This is a genomic window from Tenacibaculum sp. IB213877 (assembly GCF_034043975.1).
In the GTDB taxonomy this organism is placed as follows: Bacteria; Bacteroidota; Bacteroidia; order Flavobacteriales; family Flavobacteriaceae; genus Polaribacter.
Window position 1 is genome coordinate 65,252 of the sequence record NZ_JAXCHH010000004.1, and the last position, 22,906, is coordinate 88,157.

At 31.3% G+C, this 22,906-nt stretch carries 25 protein-coding genes; 9 read left to right on the plus strand and 16 right to left on the minus strand.

Features of this window, described 5'->3' with window-relative positions; genetic code table 11:
- Positions 1–28: 28 nt before the first annotated feature.
- The 4 genes from SLH33_RS03625 to nadC form a co-directional block, all read right to left on the minus strand.
- Positions 29–949 (minus strand): YihY/virulence factor BrkB family protein, encoded by a 921-nt coding sequence (locus tag SLH33_RS03625; RefSeq protein ID WP_320417714.1) that lies wholly within the window; start codon positions 947–949, stop codon positions 29–31.
- A 79-nt stretch (positions 950–1,028) separates the two neighbouring features.
- The gene (locus SLH33_RS03630) at positions 1,029–1,391 is read right to left on the minus strand and encodes a four helix bundle protein (protein ID WP_320417715.1); all 363 of its coding nucleotides are present in this window, start codon (positions 1,389–1,391) and stop codon (positions 1,029–1,031) included.
- A 110-nt stretch (positions 1,392–1,501) separates the two neighbouring features.
- Positions 1,502–2,071 (minus strand): pentapeptide repeat-containing protein, encoded by a 570-nt coding sequence (locus tag SLH33_RS03635; RefSeq protein WP_320417716.1) that lies wholly within the window; start codon positions 2,069–2,071, stop codon positions 1,502–1,504.
- 112 nt (positions 2,072–2,183) lie between these two features.
- Positions 2,184–3,044, minus strand: a complete 861-nt coding sequence (gene nadC, locus SLH33_RS03640; protein ID WP_320417717.1) for a carboxylating nicotinate-nucleotide diphosphorylase — start codon at positions 3,042–3,044, stop codon at positions 2,184–2,186.
- A 132-nt stretch (positions 3,045–3,176) separates the two neighbouring features.
- Here nadC and rlmH point away from each other — a divergent pair, with 132 nt between their 5' ends.
- From rlmH to SLH33_RS03670, 6 genes are all read left to right on the plus strand, one after another.
- On the plus strand, positions 3,177–3,650 hold the full coding sequence (gene rlmH, locus SLH33_RS03645) for a 23S rRNA (pseudouridine(1915)-N(3))-methyltransferase RlmH (protein WP_320417718.1): 474 nt from the start codon (positions 3,177–3,179) through the stop codon (positions 3,648–3,650).
- Positions 3,651–3,729: 79 nt separating this feature from the next.
- A complete protein-coding gene (locus SLH33_RS03650) occupies positions 3,730–4,308 on the plus strand; it encodes a non-canonical purine NTP diphosphatase (protein WP_320417719.1) in 579 nt (192 codons plus the stop codon).
- Positions 4,309–4,397: 89 nt separating this feature from the next.
- Complete coding sequence (locus SLH33_RS03655; RefSeq protein ID WP_320417720.1) at positions 4,398–5,432, plus strand: iron ABC transporter permease; 1,035 nt, start codon at positions 4,398–4,400, stop codon at positions 5,430–5,432.
- 135 nt (positions 5,433–5,567) lie between these two features.
- Positions 5,568–6,266, plus strand: a complete 699-nt coding sequence (locus SLH33_RS03660) for an ABC transporter ATP-binding protein (protein WP_320418147.1) — start codon at positions 5,568–5,570, stop codon at positions 6,264–6,266.
- Between the two features lie 66 nt (positions 6,267–6,332).
- Positions 6,333–7,355, plus strand: coding sequence for a M28 family metallopeptidase (locus SLH33_RS03665; RefSeq protein ID WP_320417721.1), 1,023 nt, complete (start codon positions 6,333–6,335; stop codon positions 7,353–7,355).
- 64 nt (positions 7,356–7,419) lie between these two features.
- Entirely contained in the window at positions 7,420–8,445 is a 1,026-nt protein-coding gene (locus tag SLH33_RS03670) for a hypothetical protein (protein WP_320417722.1), read from the plus strand.
- On the opposite strand, the gene SLH33_RS03675 is transcribed toward SLH33_RS03670, so the two are convergent.
- Together SLH33_RS03675 and holA are read right to left on the minus strand one after the other, a co-directional pair.
- Positions 8,446–9,927, minus strand: coding sequence for an NAD(P)H-hydrate dehydratase (locus SLH33_RS03675; protein ID WP_320417723.1), 1,482 nt, complete (start codon positions 9,925–9,927; stop codon positions 8,446–8,448).
- A gap of 6 nt (positions 9,928–9,933) precedes the next feature.
- On the minus strand, positions 9,934–10,935 hold the full coding sequence (holA, locus tag SLH33_RS03680; RefSeq protein WP_320417724.1) for a DNA polymerase III subunit delta: 1,002 nt from the start codon (positions 10,933–10,935) through the stop codon (positions 9,934–9,936).
- Positions 10,936–11,047: 112 nt separating this feature from the next.
- Between holA and SLH33_RS03685 the strand changes: the two genes are divergently transcribed.
- Both SLH33_RS03685 and SLH33_RS03690 read left to right on the plus strand, forming a co-directional pair.
- The gene (locus SLH33_RS03685; RefSeq protein WP_320418148.1) at positions 11,048–11,494 is read left to right on the plus strand and encodes a type I restriction enzyme HsdR N-terminal domain-containing protein; all 447 of its coding nucleotides are present in this window, start codon (positions 11,048–11,050) and stop codon (positions 11,492–11,494) included.
- Between the two features lie 47 nt (positions 11,495–11,541).
- Complete coding sequence (locus SLH33_RS03690) at positions 11,542–12,540, plus strand: glycosyltransferase family 2 protein (RefSeq protein WP_320417725.1); 999 nt, start codon at positions 11,542–11,544, stop codon at positions 12,538–12,540.
- Here the strand turns inward: SLH33_RS03690 and SLH33_RS03695 are convergent.
- The 10 genes from SLH33_RS03695 to SLH33_RS03740 form a co-directional block, all read right to left on the minus strand.
- Entirely contained in the window at positions 12,532–13,209 is a 678-nt protein-coding gene (locus SLH33_RS03695) for a ceramidase domain-containing protein (protein WP_320417726.1), read from the minus strand. The two genes, SLH33_RS03690 and SLH33_RS03695, sit on opposite strands and share 9 nt — an antisense overlap.
- Positions 13,199–13,819, minus strand: a complete 621-nt coding sequence (locus SLH33_RS03700; protein WP_320417727.1) for an L-threonylcarbamoyladenylate synthase — start codon at positions 13,817–13,819, stop codon at positions 13,199–13,201. The genes SLH33_RS03695 and SLH33_RS03700 overlap by 11 nt, the downstream gene beginning before the upstream one ends.
- Positions 13,820–13,909: 90 nt before the next feature.
- Positions 13,910–14,605, minus strand: a complete 696-nt coding sequence (locus SLH33_RS03705) for a response regulator transcription factor (RefSeq protein WP_320418149.1) — start codon at positions 14,603–14,605, stop codon at positions 13,910–13,912.
- 14 nt (positions 14,606–14,619) lie between these two features.
- Positions 14,620–16,188, minus strand: a complete 1,569-nt coding sequence (locus SLH33_RS03710; protein ID WP_320417728.1) for a HAMP domain-containing sensor histidine kinase — start codon at positions 16,186–16,188, stop codon at positions 14,620–14,622.
- 109 nt (positions 16,189–16,297) lie between these two features.
- Positions 16,298–16,888, minus strand: a complete 591-nt coding sequence (gene coaE, locus SLH33_RS03715) for a dephospho-CoA kinase (RefSeq protein WP_320417729.1) — start codon at positions 16,886–16,888, stop codon at positions 16,298–16,300.
- Positions 16,889–17,827 carry a YbbR-like domain-containing protein gene (locus tag SLH33_RS03720; RefSeq protein WP_320417730.1) on the minus strand — a complete coding sequence of 313 codons (939 nt, stop codon included), beginning with the start codon at positions 17,825–17,827 and terminating at the stop codon, positions 16,889–16,891.
- 80 nt (positions 17,828–17,907) lie between these two features.
- Positions 17,908–18,219: a preprotein translocase subunit YajC gene (gene yajC, locus SLH33_RS03725; protein ID WP_320417731.1), complete on the minus strand. Its 312-nt coding sequence runs from the start codon at positions 18,217–18,219 to the stop codon at positions 17,908–17,910.
- Between the two features lie 3 nt (positions 18,220–18,222).
- Entirely contained in the window at positions 18,223–18,732 is a 510-nt protein-coding gene (locus tag SLH33_RS03730; RefSeq protein WP_320417732.1) for a DUF1573 domain-containing protein, read from the minus strand.
- A gap of 63 nt (positions 18,733–18,795) precedes the next feature.
- On the minus strand, positions 18,796–19,734 hold the full coding sequence (nusB, locus tag SLH33_RS03735; protein ID WP_320417733.1) for a transcription antitermination factor NusB: 939 nt from the start codon (positions 19,732–19,734) through the stop codon (positions 18,796–18,798).
- Positions 19,735–19,812: 78 nt separating this feature from the next.
- The gene (locus tag SLH33_RS03740; RefSeq protein WP_320417734.1) at positions 19,813–20,913 is read right to left on the minus strand and encodes a Glu/Leu/Phe/Val dehydrogenase; all 1,101 of its coding nucleotides are present in this window, start codon (positions 20,911–20,913) and stop codon (positions 19,813–19,815) included.
- Positions 20,914–21,099: 186 nt separating this feature from the next.
- Between SLH33_RS03740 and SLH33_RS03745 the strand changes: the two genes are divergently transcribed.
- The gene (locus SLH33_RS03745) at positions 21,100–22,854 is read left to right on the plus strand and encodes an ABC transporter ATP-binding protein (protein ID WP_320417735.1); all 1,755 of its coding nucleotides are present in this window, start codon (positions 21,100–21,102) and stop codon (positions 22,852–22,854) included.
- Positions 22,855–22,906: the final 52 nt, after the last annotated feature.

Below are 22,906 nucleotides of genomic sequence, written 5' to 3' on the forward strand. Positions count from 1 at the left end.
GGTGCAAATATCTGAATTTCTTTGCGGATTATGAAGTTTTATTTCTACGTTTTAATCGGTATAAAGATGCGTTCAATTCAAACCCTAACAACAGAATAATAGCATTCAACCATATAAACACCATTAAAATAAGTAAGGTACCAATTGAGCCGTACAACTGATTGTACTTAGAGAATTTAATCACGTAAATACCAAACAAATAAAAACTACATAAAGAAACAACTGTGGTTAAAATAGCTCCGGGAGAAAAGAACTTTACTTCTTTTCCTTGCTTGGTTCCGTATCTAAAAAGAATAGACACTATGGTAAAAATCATTAGTAAGAATAAAAAACTTCTTCCCCAATAAAACAAATCGAGTCCGCTTGCATCTAACCAACCAATTTTGGTAAGGGCTACCTGATAAATTATAATTAATGTAACAGTTACAATTAAGAAAAAAGCCATGAGCAGTGACACTCCTAATGATACGAAATAGGATCTAATTACACTTCGGAATTCATCTACATGATACGAATATTCAAATCCTCCAAAAATAGCATTGACCCCATTGGTCATTAAAAAAATAGAAGCTAAAAAACCGAAGGATAGTAAACTACCATATTGATTGTTTAAAATATCTTTAATTACACCATCAACAGCATCAAATGTTTTGGGTGGTAAAACCTCACTAATTAAAGAAAACAATCCTTCTTGAAATCCTTCTATGGGTATATAAGGTAGTAAACTTAAAATAAATAGTAAAAAAGGAAAGATTGCCATAAAAAAGCTAAAGGCAATTCCGCCTGCACGCGTGGTTAAAGCTCCTTTTACAATTCCAATGACATACATTTCAAGCAAATCATATAAAGACATTCCTTCTAGCCCTGGAATTTTAATTTTTTTTCCGAATTGAACCAGCCAGTTTATGACGGGTATCTTTTCTAATTTGTCTTCTATTTGTTTGGTCATAGTTTGTTAGTTGCAAAGACACTAAGGTTCTGAGTAGCAAAGTGACAAAGGTTCTAAGATGCTAAGGTACAAAGTTATTTTATCGTTTTTCTTTTATCTTTCTTATAAGACTTGATAACATCCGTTCAATTTCTCTTGTAGACTCGTATAGCTCTTCAAACTTTGGTTTAGAAATATACTCGAGATTGCATGAAATTTCTAGTTGTGTTTGTAATTCAAATAATGAAGCCATACCTATATTTAAAAATCTCAAATAATCTCCTATTCCTTCACGACCAAAACCTTCAGCTATATTACTTGGTATTGAAATTGCACTTCTTCTTATTTGTGAGGTCAACCCAAAATTTTCTTCTTGAGGAAATTTTTTAGTTATTTTATAAACTTCAGTCACAAAAAACATAGCCTTTTGCCACACCAATAAGTCTCTAAAAGTTTTAATCATATTTTCTTTTTCACTTTGCTACTTTGATCCTTTGTCACTTTCCACTCTGCCGCTTTGCAACTTTGTAACTTTGTAACTTTGTAACTTTATACCTTATTACAAAAAATCAATTATTTAATCACTATTCGATACTTACTCAACAACCCCATCACATTTTCTTTCGAAAAAACAGCTCCTTTTAATTTATTATTATCAGGATCGATAGTAAGATGAAAAGCAGTAGCAAAATCTACTTTTTCTAAATTGGTTTGCTCAAAAATTGCTCCTTTTAAATCACAGTTTTTAAATTGTGAATTTGATATATCAGCTTCGGTAAAATCAACTTCATCTAAATTACAATCTATAAATTTTGTATGCGGAATTTTCAATTGATAAAATGATGAGAAACTCAACTGACAATTCTCAAAACTCATGTTCAACAAAAAAGGGTCACATTCATAAAACTTCACTCCTACTAACTTACAATTCAAAAACTCTACTTCTTTAAAAGCTGTATTGTTTACAATAGCATTGCTAAAATTGCAATCAATAAACTCACATTCTATAAACTGAATGTTAGAAGCGTGGATTCCTTCAAAGTTACACTGTTTAAAAGTACAACTGTCATATTCTCCTTTTTGGATTTTTTGTTGCGTAAAATCAATTTTTGAATAGGTTACGCTGTCAAAAAAATCACTCATTTTCTATTTTATTATTAGATACATAGTGGTAAAGTCACACAGTTAAAACATCGTACTTAAACCTTACTACTTTGTCACTTTAACACTTTGTTACTTTGAACCTTTTAAAAAATTAATCCACCGCTTTTAAACTCAAATCCATATTATAAACCGAGTGTGTTAACGCTCCTGAAGAAATAAAATCAACGCCACATTCTGCATAATTTCTGATGGTTTTTTCGTTGATTCCTCCCGAACTTTCCGTTAAGCATTTATCGCCAATCAATTCCACCGCTTTACGGGTATCTTCATAATTAAAGTTATCAATCAAAATTCGGTAAACTCCTCCGTTGTCAAGAATTTCTTCAATCTCTTCCAAATTACGAGCTTCTACAATGATTTTAATATCCAAACCTTTGTCCGCTAAATATTTTTTGGTTTTGTTAATTGCTTGGGTTATTCCGCCTGCAAAATCGATATGATTGTCTTTGATCATCACCATATCGTACAGTGCAAAACGATGATTAACACCTCCTCCAATCTTCACTGCCCATTTTTCTAACGCACGAATTCCCGGTGTGGTTTTACGGGTATCTAGTACTTTGGTATCCGTACCTTCTAACAAATCCACAAAAAAGCGAGTTTTGGTAGCAATAGCGCTCATACGTTGCATAGCATTTAACACCAACCGTTCAGCTTGTAAAATAGATTGTGAGCGACCTGTAACATAAAAAACAATATCTCCGTATTTTACTTTTTCTCCGTCGTTAATGAATGTTTCTACCTCTAAATCGGCATCTACATACTTAAAGACCATTTTTGCAAATTCCACTCCGGCTATAATCCCTTCATCTTTTACCAACAACTTCGCTTTCCCCTTAGCATCAGCAGGAATACACGATAACGATGTGTGATCTCCTTCTCCTACATCTTCACGAATAGCGTTGGTAATTATTAAATCGAGCTCTTTATTGAATTGTTCTTCTGATATCATTTTTCTTTGAATTTAATGTAAAAATAGTATTTTAATTAGGAATTACGAATTAGAAATGATGAACTAATAACCTTCCTTATTTTTTAATTGATGAATTGATCATTCTTAATTCTCAATTCGTAATTTTGATTTATGAAAATCAAATTATTGGCCATCGGAAAAACGGATGATAAAAACTTGATAAAGTTGATGGAAGTTTATCAAAACCGTTTAAAACACTACATAAAGTTTGAATTAGAAGTAATTCCGGATATAAAAAATGCTAAAAACCTATCGGAAGATCAGCAAAAAGAAAAGGAAGGCGAACTGATTTTAGCGAAGCTACAGCCTACCGATCAATTGGTGTTGTTAGATGACAAAGGAAAGCAATTTACTTCCTTAGAATTTTCAGAGTATTTGCAGAAAAAGATGAATTCCGGCATCAAACAACTAGTATTGGTGATTGGTGGACCCTACGGATTTTCAGATGCTGTTTACCAAAAAGCACAAGGGAAACTCTCACTGTCAAAAATGACCTTTTCACATCAAATGATTCGCTTATTCATTATTGAGCAAATCTATCGCGGCTTTACCATTTTAAAAAATGAACCGTATCATCATGAATAAAATCCTTTCCTAGCCTCCCTGGAGGAGAGGAATAAAAACTTTGTAACTTTGCTACTCAAAAAACTTTGCAACCCTGACTATGAAACTCGTTTTTGCAACCAACAACCTTAACAAATTGGCTGAAGTACAAAAAATGCTTCCCGCTTCAATTGAACTATTGTCATTAAAAGACATCAATTGTTTTGATGAAATTGAAGAAACCGCTACAACCTTAGAAGGTAATGCACAGCTAAAAGCCAATTATATCAAAGAAAAATTTGGCTATAATTGTTTTGCTGATGATACCGGGTTGGAAGTTGAAGCCTTAAATAATGCTCCGGGAGTGTATTCTGCCCGTTATGCAGGAGAGCCTTCAAATTCAGAAAACAACATGCAAAAATTATTAACTGAATTAAACGGAAAAGACAATAGAAAAGCGCAATTTAGAACTGCTATTTGTTTGAATTTAGACAGTAACCAGTTTTTGTTTGAAGGGATTTGTAAAGGGCAAATATTAACCGAGAAAAAAGGAGAAAAAGGTTTTGGGTACGATCCTATTTTTCAACCAGAAGGTTATGACAAATCTTTTGCTGAAATGACATCCGAAGAAAAAAACAAAATCAGTCACCGCGGATTAGCCATTCAAAAATTAGTGGAATTTTTAAAGGAATATTATTAGAATTGTCATACCTGAATAGAGAGGTATCTTTTATTATGAGATTCCCGTCTACACGGGAATGACAGATTGGATAAGCAATAAATAAAAATATGCAAAAAACACAAACCTCACATACCAAACACTTCATTCTATTAGCAGTACTACTGGTGATTTGTTTGTTAATAAATATTAGTTTGGGTTCGGTTCATATTCCTCTAAAAGAAATTATAAATAGTTTGTTTGGCAATACTGTTTCCAAAGAGAGCTGGGAGACAATTGTTATCAATTACCGATTACCCAAAGCACTTACAGCCGTTTTGGTGGGGGCATCACTTTCGGTAAGCGGATTGTTAATGCAAACTTTGTTTAGAAATCCGTTAGCAGGTCCTTTTGTATTGGGAATTTCTTCCGGAGCAAGTCTTGGAGTGGCTTTGTTATTATTAGGCTCTGGTTTTTTAGGCGGATTTTTCGCTTCTATTGGAATTGCTCATTGGGCATTGGCAGGTGCTGCCATTTTAGGTTCTTTTTTGGTATTATCCGCAGTTATTATCACCGCTAATAAAGTAAGAAATACCATGTCTATTTTAATTATTGGGCTGATGTTTGGTTCGTTAACCTCAGCAATTATTAGTGTACTTTCTTACTTCAGTAGCTCAGAACAAATCAAACAATATGTATTTTGGAGTTTTGGTAGCCTTGGTAACCTTAGCTGGGGTGAATTGTTTGTATTCGGAATCGCATCACTTATCGGGTTAGCGGCTACTTTTTTTATCATAAAACCGTTGAATAGCTTTTTGTTAGGTGAAAATTACGCTAAGAGTTTAGGAATCAACATCAAACAAAGTAGAAATATCATCTTAGTAATTACCAGTATTTTAACAGGGATTACCACTGCTTTTGTGGGACCGATTGCTTTTGTAGGGTTGGCAGTACCTCACATTGCAAAAATGGTTTTTACAACCTCAAATCATAAAACTTTAGTTCCTGCCACCGCTATGTTAGGTGCGGTAGTTTTATTAATTTGCGATAGTATTGCCCAGTTACCCACAAGTGAGTTTACCTTACCTATTAATGCGATTACTTCATTATTTGGTGCTCCCGTTGTGATTTGGTTATTGGTAAGAAAGAAAAAAATATATGTGTAGCAAAGTAGCAAAGTTCAACAATTAAATAATTAAATAATTAAACCGCACACTAAAAATATCGTTTTAAAAACCGAAAATCTATCCGTAGGTTATACTGATAAAAAGGAGCAAAATATAATTGCTTCTAACATCAATATTTCTATTGAAAAAGGGAAATTGGTAACATTGTTAGGTAAAAACGGAATTGGTAAATCTACCTTGTTACGTACGTTAAGTAAAGTTCAAAAACCGTTAAAAGGCGATATTTTTATCCATCAGAAAAATTTAACTAATTATTCGCAACACGAATTGGCTACTTCTTTGAGTTTAGTGTTAACCGAACGTTTACCTACAAGTCAGTTAACCGTTTTTGAATTGGTTGCTTTAGGCAGACAACCTTACACCAACTGGATTGATACGCTTACACCAACCGATATTGAAAAAATTACCTGGGCAATTGAATTGACTGAAGTTTCTCATATTAAAGACCGTAGGTTTTATGAGTTGAGTGACGGACAGTTACAACGGGTACTTATTGCCAGAGCTTTGGCGCAGGATACGGAAATCATTATTTTAGATGAACCTACTGCGCACTTAGACATTCATCATACATTCAAAGTATTTAGTTTACTAAAGAATTTAGTAGAAACCACTCAAAAAACAATCATTATTTCTACTCATGAAGTGAATTTAGCGCTTCAATTAGCTGATGAGTTCATCTTACTATCAGACGAACAAGTGTATAATGGCAATGCAGAAAAATTGATTGAGCAAAATGCATTTTCATCACTCTTCCCGAAAGACTTGATCAGTTTTAACAAAAATTTACAACAATTCATCATTAACAAAAATTAAATTTGAAGGATAGTAACATTTCGTTACATTTGAAAACAAATACAATCAAACGAAACCTTTATTTACATGAAAAAATTAATTTATGCCGCTTGTGCTTTGACTTTAACCTCATGTGGAGCTGGCAAAGAAACAGCTAATAAAAATGTAGATTATTCTGCAAAATATGCTAAAACCATTACCGCTAAAGATTTAGGAAAGCACTTATTTATTTATGCTTCTGATGAATTTGAAGGTAGAAATACCGGAGAACCAGGACAAAAAAAGGCAGTTGAATATTTAAAGAATTTTTACATCAGTCAAGGCATTGCTTCCCCGTTAGGTGGTGATGATTACTTTCAAGAAGTTCCTTCAGAATACTTAAGCAATAACCGTAGAGGAATGCAATTAAAAGATTCTGAAAACGTAGTGGCCTATATCAAAGGAACAGAAAAACCAGATGAAATTGTAGTAATTTCTGCACATTTAGATCACGAAGGAGTTAAAGATGGAAAAATATATAACGGTGCTGATGATGATGGTTCTGGAACTGTGACTATTTTAGAAATTGCTGAAGCTTTTAAAAAAGCAGCAGATGCTGGTAAAGGACCTAAACGTTCAATTTTATTTTTACATGTAACAGGTGAAGAAAAAGGATTATTAGGATCAAAATACTATACTGAAAATCCGATTTTCCCATTAGCAAATACGGTAACCGACTTAAATATTGATATGGTAGGTAGAATTGACGACCGCCATAAAGAAGACCCGAACTATGTATATTTAATTGGATCTGACAAGTTAAGTACAGAGTTACATAATATATCGGAAGAAGTGAATAAAAAGTACATGAATATTAACTTAGATTATAAATATAATGATGAAAATGATCCGAACCGTTTTTACTACCGTTCTGACCATTACAACTTTGCAAAACATAACATTCCGATTATCTTCTATTTTAACGGAACGCATGCCGATTACCATCAACCAACCGATACTCCTGACAAAATCAACTACGAGTTGTTAGAAAATCGTGCACGTTTGGTATTCCATACGGCTTGGGAAGTTGCTAATAGAGAAGCTCGTTTAGTGGTTGATAAAGCTGAATAATCAAAGAATGAACAAATAATAAAAACTCGCCTTTTAGTGCGAGTTTTTTTATGCAACTATTTATATGATACCTCCCTCAATATCTCAAAACTTAAAAAGCAAAATCGGTAAATCTGATTATTTTGATCAGGAAATCTTACAAATTATTCATCAACAAAAATGGTTACAAATTTGGGTTCCGAAGAAATACAACGGATTAGATTATTCACTAATCCATGGCCTTAAACTTTTACAACAACTTGCAGAAATTGATGGTAGCTTAGGATGGTTTGTAACTTTATGTAGTGGCGCTAATTTCTTTTCAAGAAACTTAAAGGAAAATGTAGCTAAGGAAGTTTTTTTCACTCTTAATGTTTGTCTTGGTGGAAGCGGAATGATTACGGGTACAGCAACCAAAACAGATGACAATTACCTTATCAACGGAACTTGGCATTACGCAACAGGAGCACCAGAATTGACTCATATTACCTTAAATGCTCAACTTATTGAAAATGGTACTCCATTAATTAATTCTGATGGAAGTCCGGTTTTTAAATCCTTTTTATTGGAAGCCTCTCAGGTACATTTTATAAACAATTGGAATTCTATGGGCATGATGGATACTGCATCTGATAGTTTTGAAGTAAGAAACCAATTAGTTTCTGAAGAGCGTTCTTTTAGCTATGATAAATTTTATACAAATGGTGTTTTAGATCAAATTCCTTTTGAAATTTTTGCTGACCTTACCTTACTCGTGAATTATTTAGGAATGGCTAAACATTATGCAGAGCTGAGCTTAAAGTCAATTAACCTACCTATTCAACAGGAACTTTTATCATACATTCAAGAGAAAACCAAAGAGGTCTATAATTTTGCTTCTGATACAGAGAAAATTCTTACTAATAATGCCAATTTCTCGAGTACTTTTAAACAAAAAGTCCATCATTCAGGAGAAGAAATTATAGAAAAATTATCAGAATTTATAATCAAAATTTACCCTTACATCGGAATTAAAGCTTGTAAAGTAGATGAAGAAATCAATAGAGTATTCAGAGATTATTTTACGGCTACCCAACATAAAAACTTTAGAAGACCTATACCAAATTCATAGTTAAATTTTAAAGTTCTCAATAATATCAGAGGCTATCAGTTCATGATAGCCTTTTTTACTAGCAGCCACATCACCTGCAACCCCATGATGATACACTCCAATAATAGCTGCATGCAAAGGCTCATAGCCCTGTGCTAACAAACCTGTAATAATCCCCGTCAATACATCACCACTTCCTCCTGTTGCCATACCCGAATTACCACTAGTATTGAAAAATAATTCTCCTTTGGGCGAAGCAATACATGTATAGGCATCTTTTAACACCATAATACAATGATATTCTTGAGCAAATTCTACTAGTTTTTCTATACGTTGTAATGTGTTTTCACTTGCTCCAACCAATCGATCAAACTCTTTGATGTGAGGAGTTAATATAGAATTTTCGGGTATTTCCTTTGCCAACGTCATATTATTAGCCAAAATATTAATAGCATCAGCATCAATAACCACTGGTTTATCAAATTTTTTAAACAGTTCTTTGACTACTTTATACGTAGCTAAAGTGTTTCCTAATCCAGGACCAATACCTACCACATTGAATTTTGAAATATCTGGTAATTCAGTAACGGTAAACTCATGTTCATCGGTCATACACATTGCTTCAGGTACAGAAATTTGCATAATTTCATATCCGCATTCCGGTATATAACTAGTTACCAAACCAGTACCACTCCTCAAACATGCCTTCGTACTTAACACTGCTGCTCCCATACTACCATGAGAACCTGCAATTACTAACGCATGACCATAGGTTCCTTTGTGTGAAATCCGCTCACGAGCTTGCACTAAATCTTCAACTTTATGATTTAACACAAAAGCATTAGAGTATTGTTCTTGAATAAAAACTTCATCTAAGCCAATAGAAACTACTTGCCATTTTTTAAGATATTTTCCACTCTCTGGAAAGAAAAAAGACAATTTAGGTCGTTGAAAAGTAATGGTAACATCTGATTGTATGATATGTTCTGAGTCTGACAACTCATCACAATTCATTCCTGAAGGAATATCAATTGCAAACACTTGTGTAGTAGAATAATTAATAGCGTCAATTACCTCAGCAGCAATTCCTTTGATAGGTTTTGACAACCCTGAGCCAAAAACAGCATCAATAACAACATCAAATTCATTAAAATTTGGAATGTCAGAAGTATGGGTAATTGTAGAACTCGTTTGGAACTTATCAAAATTAATCTGACAATCAGCAGATAGTTCTTTTCGATACTGAACTAAAAAGGCTTCTACTTTGTAACCATGAGCTTGTAATAATCTGGCAACAGCAAAACCATCGCCTCCATTATTACCTACTCCACAAACTACCGCTATTTTTTTATCGATAGATACTTGAGCTAAAAAAGCAGCTACAAATGCATTTGCTGCTTTTTCCATAAGTTCGACTGACGGAATGTTTAGACTTTGAATGGTATGTTTATCGGCCTCACGAATTTGTTTTACATTCAATATTTTATCTAAACCTTCAACCATAGCTTATCAATGTAGTATTTTAAATAGTAATTCTTTTAAAATATCATGATTCGTTTGGTTAGCTCCTACTCCTTTACTTTTCACATCAGCATCACGCAATAAGGCAATTACCTGTGAAACTTTTCGCATCGGGTAGTTTCGAGCTGCCGTAACATAATCATCTACAAAATACGGATTTATTCCTAAATTTTTAGCAACTGAACCTTTTGATTTGTCTTTCAAACCATGAAACATTAGTAGTTGAGTAAAAAGGCTATTGAGTAATGAAATGGTCATTACAATTGGGTTCCCTTTCGGGTTTTGAGCAAAGTAATTGATAATTCGGTTGGCTTTTATCACATCTCTCTCACCTACTGCTTTTCGTAACTCAAAATTGTTAAAATCTTTAGAAATACCAATATTTTCTTCAATATGTGTTGGAGTGATAATGGTTTCCTTCGGAAGTATGCTAGTTAACTTATCAAGCTCATTACTGATTTTGCTTAGATCAGTACCCAAAAACTCCACCAACATTTGCGCCGCTTTGGGTTCAATATTGTATTTTCTTCCACCTAATACACGTCTAATCCAATCAGGAACTTGATTATCATAGAGTTTTTTACTCTCGAAAATAAGTCCGTTTTTAGCAACTGTTTTGTATAGTTTTTTACGTTTATCAAGGGTTTTATACTTATAATTCACCACCAATATGGTAGAAGGTTGCGGATTTTTAGCATAACTCTCCAATTTTTCTATGTTCCTACTTAAATCCTGTGCTTCCTTTACAATAATCACCTGATGTTCTGCCATCATAGGGAAACGTTTTGCTGACCCTACAATTTCATCTATCGAAACATCACGACCATACATAACCACTTGGTTAAAGCCTTTATCAGCCTCATCTAATACATTGTTTTCAATATAATCAGATATTTTATCAATGTAATACGGTTCTTCTCCCATTAAAAAATAAATGGGTTTTACGTTACCTGCTTTTATATCGTTTACAATGTTAATTACGTCGTTCATAAGCCTATGCTCAATCCTCTGCAAAAAAAGAGGGAGTATTTTAGTGATTTCAATTGATGATATTCCTGCTTTTGCAGGAATGACAGAACAGAAAATTAGTTATTTTTACACAATGCAACAACTCAATCTTCCATCGTATCCTTTCAAGCTCAAAAGTAACGAAAAACATACGCTTATTTTTGACGAATTACGAAAAAAATATGTGGTTTTAACTCCTGAAGAATGGGTTCGACAGCATTTTGTGCAATTTTTAGTACAAGAAAAAAAATACCCTACTTCCTTAATTGGCATTGAAAAACAATTAACTATCAACAACTTAAAAAAACGTAGCGATATCTTGATCTTTTCTTCACAAGGAATTCCGCATATTGTGGTAGAGTGTAAAGCTCCGCACATTCAAATTTCTCAAGACACTTTTGATCAAATTGCTCGTTATAATTTACAGTTAAATGCTGACTTTTTAATTGTGACCAATGGTTTACAACACTATTTCTGTCAGTTAGATACTGAAAATGAAACCTATGTTTTTTTACAGGATATTCCGCCTTACAAAATTTAGTAATTCTTTACCTTTTTAAGTCATATTAATACCGTAAGTTTGCGCACTTGAAAACAGCAATTGTCATATTAAATTGGAATGGAAAACAGCTTTTAGAGCAGTTTTTACCTTCTATTGTTGAATTTAGTTCCGATTTGGCAGATGTGTATGTTGCCGACAATGCTTCTACCGATGATTCTATCGCATTTGTAAAAGCTAATTTCCCTACAGTAAAAATTGTTGTAAACGAAGTAAATGGTGGTTATGCCAAAGGTTATAACGATGCTTTGCAACATATTGAAGCGGATATATATTGCTTGATAAATTCAGATATTGAAGTTACCAAAAATTGGTTACCTCCTGTTTTGAACATCTTTAAAAACAATTCAAATACGGCTATTGTCCAACCTAAATTATTAGATTTTAATGACAAATCGAAATTTGAATATGCTGGTGCCGGAGGTGGATTTGTTGATTTTTTAGGATATCCTTATTGTCGCGGACGAGTTTTTAATCATTTAGAAACTGATAACGGACAATTTAATGATGTAGCTGATATTTTTTGGGCTTCTGGGGCTTGTTTTTTTATCCGAAGTGCTGTTTTTCATCAATTAAATGGTTTTGATGAAGATTATTTTGCACATCAAGAGGAAATTGATTTGTGCTGGCGAGCGCAAAACGAAGGTTTTCATATTAAATATGTAGGAGAATCTACCGTATATCATGTAGGTGGAGCTACTTTGCAAGAAAGCAATCCGCAAAAAACGTATTTGAACTTTAGAAATAGTTTGTTTACTATTTTGAAGAATGTACCTAGAAGATACTTAATTCAGATAGTTGTTTCTCGTTTAATTTTAGATGGTGTAGCAGGAATGAAATTTTTGATAGAATTGCGTCCTGTACATACCTTATCCATTTTAAAAGCGCATGCAAGTTTTTATCAAAACCTAAGAAAATTTATTGGTAAGCGAAGAAAACTACAACGTAAAACCAACTATTTCATACACAAATCAGTAGTTTGGCAATACTTTATTTTAGGTAGAAGAAAGTTTGAAAATTTACGATAAAACCTCTTCTCTATCTTTATAAATATAATTAAGCAAAAAGAACACCGCTATTCCTCCAAAGGTATGCCACAGCCAATGTGTTCCCATAGCTAAAAGAATTACTTTATTATCTAATGTTCTGAAGGTAACTGCTAATCCGAAGAAAAAAATACCATATACAATTAATTGTATGTTTTTCCGTTTTGTTTTATAGGCATACCAAATAAACGGAGTTAAAACCGTAAGTGCTGTAATTACATAACCAAAAGAAATTCTAAATCCTTCTGGTAAAGGAATTCGTCTAGGAAAAATAGATAGGAATAGTAAGATTGAAAACATCAGAACTCTTTGCCACCATTTCTTTTTTATTTTAATGATGAAGTAAACAATTGCTCCTAAACAAACAATCATAATTGGTAACCAATCTAACACTAGCCAAAACTCATGACTTCTCGTTCCATGAAACATAGTACCTCCAATCCAACTGATAAAAATTACCGGAATAGCAAATAAAAAGAACGGATGTTGTTTTGGGTTCTCATATATTTTTTTCCCGAAGTAAAATAAAATCAGAATAAAAATTAAGTTACTAAATGTGTTAAAAGGTTCTACCGGAATACGTCCTTGTATAGTTTCTTGATAAATAGGACCGCTGTCATTTGGAAATTTTTGGATTAAATTAAATAACATCCACACTCCCTTTTCCTTCTCTAATTACTTCTGGTTCATCTGTAGTTAGGTCAATTACGGTAGATGCGTGGTTATCTCCATACCCTCCATCAATCACAAGATCTACAATATTTTGCCATTTTTCAAAAATCAATTCAGGATCTGTAGTATACTCTATTACTTCATCTTCATCTCTAATAGAGGTTGATACAATTGGGTTTCCTAATTTAGCTACTATTGCTCTAGCTATATTATTATCAGGCACACGAATACCAACTGTTTTTTTCTTTTTAAATGTTTTAGGTAATGAATTACTTCCTGGCAAAATAAAAGTATAAGGTCCAGGTAAAGCTCTGTTTAATATTTTATAAGTAGGCGTATCTATTTGTTTTACATAATCAGACAAATGACTTAAATCATTACAAACAAATGAAAAATTTGCCTTTTCAAGTTTTATTCCTTTTATTTTGGCTACTTTTTCCATAGCTTTTGTATTGGTAATATCACACCCTAAACCATAAACAGTATCTGTAGGGTAAATAATTAAACCTCCTTCTTGTAAAACTTTTACAACTTTATCTATTTCTTTAGGGTTAGGGTTTTCTTCGTAAATTTTAATGAATTGAGCCATGATATAGATATTTTTAGGTTTGTATAAAAATAAAAACTTTCGATTTGTAAAACAAACCGAAAGTTATATGTTATTTAGTTATTTGAAGTTTTAGTTTTCAATCAACCTAAAACCTTCACCATGTATGTTTAGTATTTCAACTCCTTCATCTAGTTTTAAGTACTTACGTAACTTGGCTATATAAACGTCCATACTTCTTGATGTGAAATAATTATCATCTCTCCATATCTTGGTTAACGCTAACTCTCTGGGCATCAAATCGTTTTTATGTACTGCCAGCATGCGTAGTAATTTACTTTCTTTAGGAGATAACTTGATTGGCTCTTCTCCGTTATACGATAAATGACGTAATTTAGAGTTAAAGTTGAATTTACCAATTGCAAACTCAAACTGATCTTCATCTATTGATTTTTCAGTTTCTTTACGTTGCAAAATTGCTTTAATTTTATGCAATAGTACTTCAGAATCAAATGGTTTGTTTAAATAATCATCTGCTCCAACTTGATATCCTTTTAACACGTCTTCCTTCATTGTTTTTGCTGTTAAAAAGATTATGGGCACTTGTTTATTTGTTGTTCTAATGTCTTCTGCTAATGAAAATCCGTCTTTTCTTGGCATCATTACATCTAAAATGCATAAATCATAATCGGCATTTTTAAACATAATAAGACCTTCAATTCCGTCTTTAGCATGTGTAACATTATAATCATTTAATGCTAAATAATCTTTTAGCACTGTTCCAAAATTTGGATCGTCTTCAACTAGTAGTATTTTCTTGCTTCCCATCATACCCTTTGTTTTTATATTAGTGGTAGTTTAACTGTAAATGTGCTTCCTTTTCCTTTTTCACTTTCAACATAAACTGTACCATGATGATTATCTATGATTTCTTTTACATAGGCTAATCCTAATCCATGGCCTTTTACATTATGAATATTTCCTTTATGCTCCCTGTAAAATTTATCAAACACATATTTTTGAGCATTTTTACTCATTCCAACTCCTTCATCTTTTATTTTAAAGATAAAATATTTATTGGTACTTTCTGTAAACACATCTATTTTAGGTGCTCCTTCTGAGTATTTTATAGCGTTTTCTAATATATTAACTACAACATTGGTGAGGTGAAAGCTATTACCTAAAACCTCTGTAGAAATTGCTTCAAAATGTGTTTTTATTTTTCCTTTTTTATCAGAAACTAATAAATGTACATGCTCGGTTGCTTCTTCAATTACATCGTGCATATCAATAGCTTCTTTACTTATTTCTATTTGATTTTTCTCTAATCTTGATATACGTAATACGTTTTCTACCTGACCGTGCATTCGTTTGTTTTCATCACGAATCATTTGTACATAACGTAATACTTTATCTTCATCTTTTATAATTTTTGGATTTTTTATGGCATCTAACGCTAAATTGATGGTTGCAATTGGCGTTTTAAACTCATGTGTCATATTATTGATAAAATCCGTTTTAATTTCTGAAATTTTCTTTTGTCGAACCAATTGATATAATGATGTTGAAAAGGCAGCTATAATAATACCGATAAACAATAGTGATAATAAAAGAATTTGTAAAATTCCTGAAACTAGGTTTTTTCGTTCATCGGGGAATGAAACATGTAGCTTGTACTTACTATTTCCTTCGCTATCTTCTAATAACGGATATTGATAATCGTTATTAGGATTCATTTTAAAATATCCTGATTTTATAGGTGTTGCAAGTCCTCCTTCATATACTCCAAACTTAAAATTCTGACGAATATTTCTTTTTGCTAACTCATCTTTTAATGTATTGTTTAATTCTCTAGATGATAACCTTTGATGAATTGGTGTAAAGCGTTTACTTTCTCTAAACATATCTTCCATTTGTTGTCTATTCCATCTTGGATATGTTTTAAAAGTAGTAAAGCTACTTTCATCTGTAAAAGCTGAAAAATCATTATCATCTGAACTTATTACTTGCGAAAAAAAGATATCTTCTTTACCTGAAAACCTTTTAATTACTGTAGAATCATTATTTACAAAATCAACAGGAATTTTAAAATTTTCTTCTAAAATAGTTGCTCCAAAGGTAAATTTACGCTTACTGGTGGTATCAATTTGCTGAAATAAATAATTCTTTATTTCGGCTGAGGTTCTGTATTTATAACTTTCAAAGAACTTTTCATGGGATTGTACAAACTCATTGTACTCTCTTTCTTTAATCCTTTCTGATGTTTGCGCTAAGGCAATTTTTACATTACTTTCAAATTGCTGTTGTTTATTCTTAATCGATTCATTTATCCAATATACTTGAACTGCTATAATCCCGATTAGAGAAATACTCATCAACACCACAATAAGAATAAATATTCTTTTACCCATTAATCAAAAATAAATCAATAAAATTTAGGGGAAAACGCTTTTAACTTAGATTAACAAAGATACTTCATTTTTAAGAAAATTTTAAGATTTAAGTTATGAAAACACTATCTTATACGTATTTTTTTGTTAATTTATTATGGATTTTTAACACTTGATCCTCAGTATCCTGTAAATTTATATTTTCAATAACATAATGTGATTGTAATATTTTTTTAATATCTAACCATTGGTTATTCATTCTATTATTAACCTCTGCTTCTGTGGTATGATCTCTTTTTATTACTCTTTGAATTTTAATGTTTTTAGGTGCTGTAACTGTTATTATTTTATCACAAAGAAGGTTACTTCCATTTTCAAACAAAATGGCATTTTCGTACAAAATATAGTCTTTACTAGCGTTTTCTTTGATAAAACTTTGAAAATGAACATGAACCACTGGATGTACAATAGCATTTAAAATGGCTAATTTTTCTTTATTTTTAAAAACTATGCTCGCTAAAAAAGAACGATTTAATTTACCATTTTCATAAACTTCTTCAGAGAATTCTGCTATTAATTTCTTTTTTATCTCTATAGAAGTATTCATTAACTTTTTAGCTTCATCATCTGCAAAATATATAGCAATATTACTAAACTTAGCAAACATGTTAGCCACTGTAGATTTACCACTGCCAATACCACCTGTTAAACCAACTATCATTTACTTATATATTAAAAAGTCTATTTTATCTGGAACAATTCTTACTGTTGAAATTATATCAGGTTTTGCCATAAGTCTAGGTACCATATAATTTAATTCTTTTGATTTAGCTAATTTATAATCACAAACTATTTTAAAAGAGTCTTCGGTAATTTTATTAAAATCTTTCAATCCCACTTTAAAAATTACCTTTACTTTTTTAGGAAAAGTATTAAATTCTACTCCATAAGGTTGATTTACTACTTGAATAGGAATTTCAACTTCGCCTTCTGTAAATTTATCTACTTGTACCTTAAGCATTACTTTACTATGGCTCATTTTTATCTTATCTGAAGTATTAGGCAAAATTAATGTTAATTCTTTTTCTACATCTTCAGAGACATCTTCTATTTCTAACAAATTGGTGGTTACATATTCTATCTTTTCAAGTTGCAACTCTGGTCCAGAAATAGTTACTGTTTTAGGATTAGTTTCTAAAGGCTTTGCCAAATCATATCCTAATTGATAATGAATGTTAACATTAGGTTTTACTGGCACTTTTTTTGACTCTAGACTACCAAGCTTTAGGTAGATAGTATCTTTTAAAACTCCTTCTAGAACCAAGCCTGATCTTAATTGTTTTTGTATGGCTTTTTTTTGATTAATTGGCAAAAAAAAGTAATCAGTTTTGTTTTTAGTTTTTAGCTTATCTGCTTTTAATAATACTTTTCTTCTTGAAAAATTTTCAGATAATAATTCAAATCCACTTCCTTTTATCAACAATTCTATTTCTTTTAATGGCTCTTGCTGTAATATTTTGTTTTGTGCTAATGCATCATATTGCACTTGGTAAGTAATTGCAGTTGTGTATTGTTTAGATAAATTAATTAACAGCCACATTAAAAATGACGCTGCTAAAAAGCTAAAAAAAACCTTAGGTATATTTAGTTGTTTTTCCAAATTAAATTTTTATTGCAATCTAGTTAAAAAGAAAAAAGTGAGCAAAAAGCTCACTTTATATTATTATGTTGTCGTATCAATTATTTCTTTTCATTATGTCTTCTAGTAAGCTCCATAGAAATTGCTGATTTTTCAAACTTGATTTTTCCTGCACCTGTTTCAATAGTAACTGTAGCGTTTGTATCGTTAATTTCAGAAATTGTTCCGTGAATACCACTAGTAGTTACAATTTTAGCTCCTTTTTTAATTTCTGATTGAAATTGTTTTTCTTTTTTTTGGCGACTAATTTGTGGGCGAATCATAAAAAAATACAGCACACCTAACATTGCTACAAATGGTAGCATACTTAGTAAACCTCCTGAATCTGCTTGTAATAGAATAGTTTGTAACATAAATTATCTCTCTACAAAGTTTTTAAATTCTTTTTTTAATTTTTTCTGTGATGTTTTATTTTTAGGAATTACAATTCCTTTAATTTTTAAGAAAACAGTTGCTTTATCTGTATTAGTATCTAAAGTTATTGTTTTGCTTTGTTTGTTAGATTTTCCGCTAGTATTAAACTTAACTTGTATATCAGCTGTTTCTCCTGGCTCAATAGCTTCTTTAGGCCACGTAGGTACCGTACAACCACATGTAGCTTTAGCATTGGTAATTACTAAGTTGGATTTACCTGTATTAGTAACTTTAAAAGTAGTTTCAACAACATCTCCTTCATTAACGGTTCCAAAATCAAATACTTCCTTATCAAAAGTAATTGCAGGCGCTCCTTTACTTATATCACTATCTCTCTTTTCTGCTCTTTCAACATTTTCTTTTTTTACTTTTGATGATGCATTGCTATTTCCACAAGATACTAACACTCCTGTTAAAATTACCAATGATAATACTATAAATGCTTTTTTCATTTTTATTATAATTTATTTGGGTTAAAAGTAATTATTTTAAAAAAAATTAATGTTAAATATTACTTATATTAATCCTCTACCAATCTTGACCATTTTTTTTGATTCAGAAAAATCTTTAGATATTTTATCTAAAATTCCATTAATAAAATATCCACTTTTTTCTGTTGAATAATCTTTGGCAAGCTCAATATACTCATTAATAGTCACTTTGCTTGGAATAGATGAAAAATGTAAAAATTCGGTGATTGCCATTTTAATTAAGATCATGTCAATATCAGCTATTCTATCAGTTTCCCAGTTAGGGGTTTTATCTTTTATATCATCTTCATATTTATGATGGTGAAGCATTGTTTTCTTAAAAAGATTTGACACGAACTCTTTATCCTCTTCATCTTTATATAACGAACCTAAAATAAAAGGTTTCTTAGGGCTTTGTTTGTTTAATGATTTAACCACCCATGTGTTTACAAAAGGTATATCATCTACCCAAGAAATCATTTTATCTTCATAATAGTCTGCTAATTTTTCATTTGGCGCAATAATTTCTTTAAAGAAATCTACTACAAAAGTTTTATCAGCATTAAAATTATCTTCGCTAGAATTCATATACGATTGATACAAATCACTTTGCTGTAAATCTTCTAACAAAATTTTCACATATTCGTCGTCTAAGTACCAATTGTCTAGTTTATTTAATTCTACATACCCCTCTAAACTAACACTTTCAACTAATAATTTAATTAGTCTGTTGTCTATAAATTTAGTATTGGGTTGTAAGTCTTCTTTAGTAGCTAGAATTTTCTTTTTGGAAAGTTCGATTTTTTTCTTAGCTAATTTTTGCATTTCTGTAATTAACTGCAAATTAATCACATACAAATCAAACATTTTTTGAATACTATGCTTCAAGAATTTTTCTTCTTTTACTAAATCATCGTTATGCGATTGCTGCATAGCATATACAGATTGCATTACTTTAACACGAATATGTCTTCTGTTAATCATCTTTAAAGAACTTTAAAAAAAAGAGCGATAGATTAATTTCTAACGCTCTGCAAAAATATAACTTTTATTGTTTTTGGTCTAGCTATTTTTTTCTTTTTTACGTGCATCAATTCTTGCTTGAGCAATGTTGAATGCCGCTTGATGCGTAGTGATATTCTCTTTTTCTGATAATTCGAATATCTCTAATGTTGTATTGTAAATATTTTCTGTTTTACGTAAGCTTTCTTCTTTATTATAGCCTTCTAACTCTGCGTAAACATTAATAATTCCTCCTGCATTAATTAAGAAATCAGGAGCATAAGCAATTCCTTTTTCTTTTAACATTTTACCATGCTTAACCTCATCTGCCAACTGGTTGTTTGCTGCTCCGGCAATTACTTGCGCTTTTAATTGATTGATAGTTGCATCATTTACAGTTGCTCCTAACGCACATGGTGCATAAATATCAATGTCTAAACCAAAAATATCATTTCCTAACACTACATTAGCATTGTATTTTTTGCTTAATTCTTCTAAACGCGCCTCATTTATATCATTCAAAATAACTTGTGCTCCTTCATCAGTGATATGTTTAACTAAAGTTTCTCCTACATGACCAACACCTTGCACTAATACTTTCTTACCTGCTAAATTATCTGTTCCAAACTTGTATTTAGCAGCAGCTTTCATACCCATATAAACACCGTAAGCAGTTACAGGAGATGGATTTCCTGATCCTCCAATAGCTTCCGAAACACCAGTTACATGTGGAGTTACTTCTCGAATAATATCCATATCGCGAGTTTCCATACCTACATCTTCTGCTGTAATGTATTTTCCACTTAATGAATTAACAAACTCACCAAATTTACGCATTAATGCATCATTTTTTTGAGTCTTAGCATCACCAATAATTACGGCTTTACCTCCTCCTAAATTTAAACCAGTTACTGCTGATTTATAAGTCATTCCACGAGATAAACGTAACACATCATTTAAAGCATCCCACTCACTTTTATATTGCCACATTCTAGTACCTCCTAAAGCCGGACCTAAAGTTGTGTTATGAATACCAATAATTGCTTTTAAACCTGTATCTTCGTCATTGCAAAAAACGATTTGTTCGTGACCGTCAAAAGATAGTTGCCCGAAAACAGGATCGTTTTTAAGGTCTTTAGTATCAATAATTTCTGATGTCATATATTGTCTGTTTTTTAAAGGATAAATTTGTTTTTCCTCAAATTTTCATGCGCAAAAATATGAAATTCGCAAATGATAAACAAAAAAAGACTTCTGAATTGTAATATTTTTAACAAATGAAAACTGTTTGTTATAAAATTAATACTCAAAGACCTAAGTTAATAACCATTAATTCATCTTATAAATTTGAAAGCATTAAAGTACCTTAATAAATATTATTTAAAATATAAGTGGAGACTATTGGTAGGTATAGTTATTACTCTACTATCTAAAATCCTATCTTTAAAAATACCTGAAATCATCAAAAACTCTTTAAATGTTGTTGAAGATTATGTAACAGGAAATAAGACTGATATATCTATAGTAAAACAAGAACTACTTCAAAATATTCTTTTAATTATTGCAGTTACTCTTTTAGCTGGCTTTTTTACTTTTTTAATGAGACAGACCATTATTGTAGTTTCAAGATTGGTTGAATTTGATCTTAAAAATGAAATTTATCAACAATACCAACGGTTGTCTCTTAATTTCTACAAAAAAAACAGGACAGGAGATTTGATGAACAGAATTTCTGAAGATGTTTCTAAGGTACGAATGTATTTCGGCCCCGCAATTATGTACTCTTTAAACATGGTAGTGTCTTTTATTATCGGTTTTACTCAAATGTATAAAGCTGACCCAACATTAACTATGTATACATTAATACCGTTTCCAGTTTTATCAATATCCATCTTTTTATTAAGTAAACAAATTAATAAAAGAACTTCTATTGTACAGCAGTACCTTTCAAAACTAACCACTTATAATCAAGAGTTCTTCTCGGGAATTAATGTGGTAAAATCATACGCAATTGAAAATACAGTTATTGATAGTTTTGATGAACTTGCAGATGAAACAAAAGAAAAAAACATCGACCTATCTAAAGTACAAGCTTTATTTTTTCCATTAATGATCCTACTTATTGGTATTAGTAATGTTTTAGTACTATATATTGGTGGTAAACAATATATAGCTGGTGAAATAAGAATTGGTGTGATAGCTGAATTCATTTTATATGTAAACATTTTAACATGGCCTGTTGCCATTGTTGGTTGGGTAACCTCTATTGTTCAGCAAGCAGAAGCTTCTCAGCAACGTATTAATGAGTTTTTAGAACAGGTGCCCGATGTACAAAACCATGTTTCAACAAATACAGATATTGAAGGAAATATAGAATTTAAAAATGTATCATTAATATATGATGATACTGATATTACTGCTTTAAAAAATATTAGCTTTTCCGTTGAAAAAGGGGAAACCATTGCTATTTTAGGGAAAACCGGAAGTGGAAAATCATCTATAGTAAATTTAGTATCTCGTTTATATGATGCTACTGAAGGTGTTATTTTAATTGACAACACACCTATTAAAGAGTGCAATTTAGACGATATTAGAAACCAAATAGGCTTTGTTCCACAAGATCCTTTTTTATTTTCAGATACTATTGAAAATAACATTAAGTTTGGAAAAGAAGATGCTAGCGAAGAAGAAATTATAGAAGCTGCAAAAAATGCAGTAATTCATGATAATATTATTGAGTTTAAAAATGGCTATCAAACAGTTTTAGGAGAACGAGGCGTAACCTTATCTGGTGGTCAAAAACAAAGAACCTCTATAGCCAGAGCCATTATAAAAGATCCTAAAATTTTAATTTTTGATGATTGTTTATCTGCTGTGGATACTGAAACCGAAGAAAAAATCTTGTCAAACTTAGAACGTATTTCTAAAAATAAAACCACATTTATTATCAGTCATCGAGTTTCATCCGCAAAAAATGCAAATAAAATCATTGTTTTAGATGACGGAAAAATAATTCAGCAAGGAACTCATAATCAACTAATAACACAAAAAGGTTATTATAAAGAGCTATATGAACAACAACTTTTAGAAAAAGAAATTTAAGGATTAGCATTGCCAAGTAAAATATTTTGTTAGATTTGTTTCAAAGAATTTA

What these genes read in the sequence shown, in the direction of transcription:
- SLH33_RS03740 (WP_320417734.1), bottom strand. Translation starts at nt 20,913, where the DNA reads ATGACATCAGAAATTATTGATACTAAAGACCTTAAAAACGATCCTGTT.
- SLH33_RS03630 (WP_320417715.1), bottom strand. Translation starts at nt 1,391, where the DNA reads ATGATTAAAACTTTTAGAGACTTATTGGTGTGGCAAAAGGCTATGTTT.
- nusB (WP_320417733.1), bottom strand. Translation starts at nt 19,734, where the DNA reads ATGATTAACAGAAGACATATTCGTGTTAAAGTAATGCAATCTGTATAT.
- SLH33_RS03655 (WP_320417720.1), top strand. Translation starts at nt 4,398, where the DNA reads ATGCAAAAAACACAAACCTCACATACCAAACACTTCATTCTATTAGCA.
- SLH33_RS03705 (WP_320418149.1), bottom strand. Translation starts at nt 14,605, where the DNA reads ATGGGAAGCAAGAAAATACTACTAGTTGAAGACGATCCAAATTTTGGA.
- SLH33_RS03625 (WP_320417714.1), bottom strand. Translation starts at nt 949, where the DNA reads ATGACCAAACAAATAGAAGACAAATTAGAAAAGATACCCGTCATAAAC.
- SLH33_RS03700 (WP_320417727.1), bottom strand. Translation starts at nt 13,819, where the DNA reads ATGGCTCAATTCATTAAAATTTACGAAGAAAACCCTAACCCTAAAGAA.
- SLH33_RS03685 (WP_320418148.1), top strand. Translation starts at nt 11,048, where the DNA reads ATGCAACAACTCAATCTTCCATCGTATCCTTTCAAGCTCAAAAGTAAC.
- SLH33_RS03670 (WP_320417722.1), top strand. Translation starts at nt 7,420, where the DNA reads ATGATACCTCCCTCAATATCTCAAAACTTAAAAAGCAAAATCGGTAAA.
- nadC (WP_320417717.1), bottom strand. Translation starts at nt 3,044, where the DNA reads ATGATATCAGAAGAACAATTCAATAAAGAGCTCGATTTAATAATTACC.
- SLH33_RS03665 (WP_320417721.1), top strand. Translation starts at nt 6,333, where the DNA reads ATGAAAAAATTAATTTATGCCGCTTGTGCTTTGACTTTAACCTCATGT.
- SLH33_RS03675 (WP_320417723.1), bottom strand. Translation starts at nt 9,927, where the DNA reads ATGGTTGAAGGTTTAGATAAAATATTGAATGTAAAACAAATTCGTGAG.
- rlmH (WP_320417718.1), top strand. Translation starts at nt 3,177, where the DNA reads ATGAAAATCAAATTATTGGCCATCGGAAAAACGGATGATAAAAACTTG.
- SLH33_RS03650 (WP_320417719.1), top strand. Translation starts at nt 3,730, where the DNA reads ATGAAACTCGTTTTTGCAACCAACAACCTTAACAAATTGGCTGAAGTA.
- yajC (WP_320417731.1), bottom strand. Translation starts at nt 18,219, where the DNA reads ATGTTACAAACTATTCTATTACAAGCAGATTCAGGAGGTTTACTAAGT.
- SLH33_RS03710 (WP_320417728.1), bottom strand. Translation starts at nt 16,188, where the DNA reads ATGGGTAAAAGAATATTTATTCTTATTGTGGTGTTGATGAGTATTTCT.
- SLH33_RS03635 (WP_320417716.1), bottom strand. Translation starts at nt 2,071, where the DNA reads ATGAGTGATTTTTTTGACAGCGTAACCTATTCAAAAATTGATTTTACG.
- holA (WP_320417724.1), bottom strand. Translation starts at nt 10,935, where the DNA reads ATGAACGACGTAATTAACATTGTAAACGATATAAAAGCAGGTAACGTA.
- SLH33_RS03730 (WP_320417732.1), bottom strand. Translation starts at nt 18,732, where the DNA reads ATGAAAAAAGCATTTATAGTATTATCATTGGTAATTTTAACAGGAGTG.
- coaE (WP_320417729.1), bottom strand. Translation starts at nt 16,888, where the DNA reads ATGATAGTTGGTTTAACAGGTGGTATTGGCAGTGGTAAATCTACAGTG.
- SLH33_RS03695 (WP_320417726.1), bottom strand. Translation starts at nt 13,209, where the DNA reads ATGTTATTTAATTTAATCCAAAAATTTCCAAATGACAGCGGTCCTATT.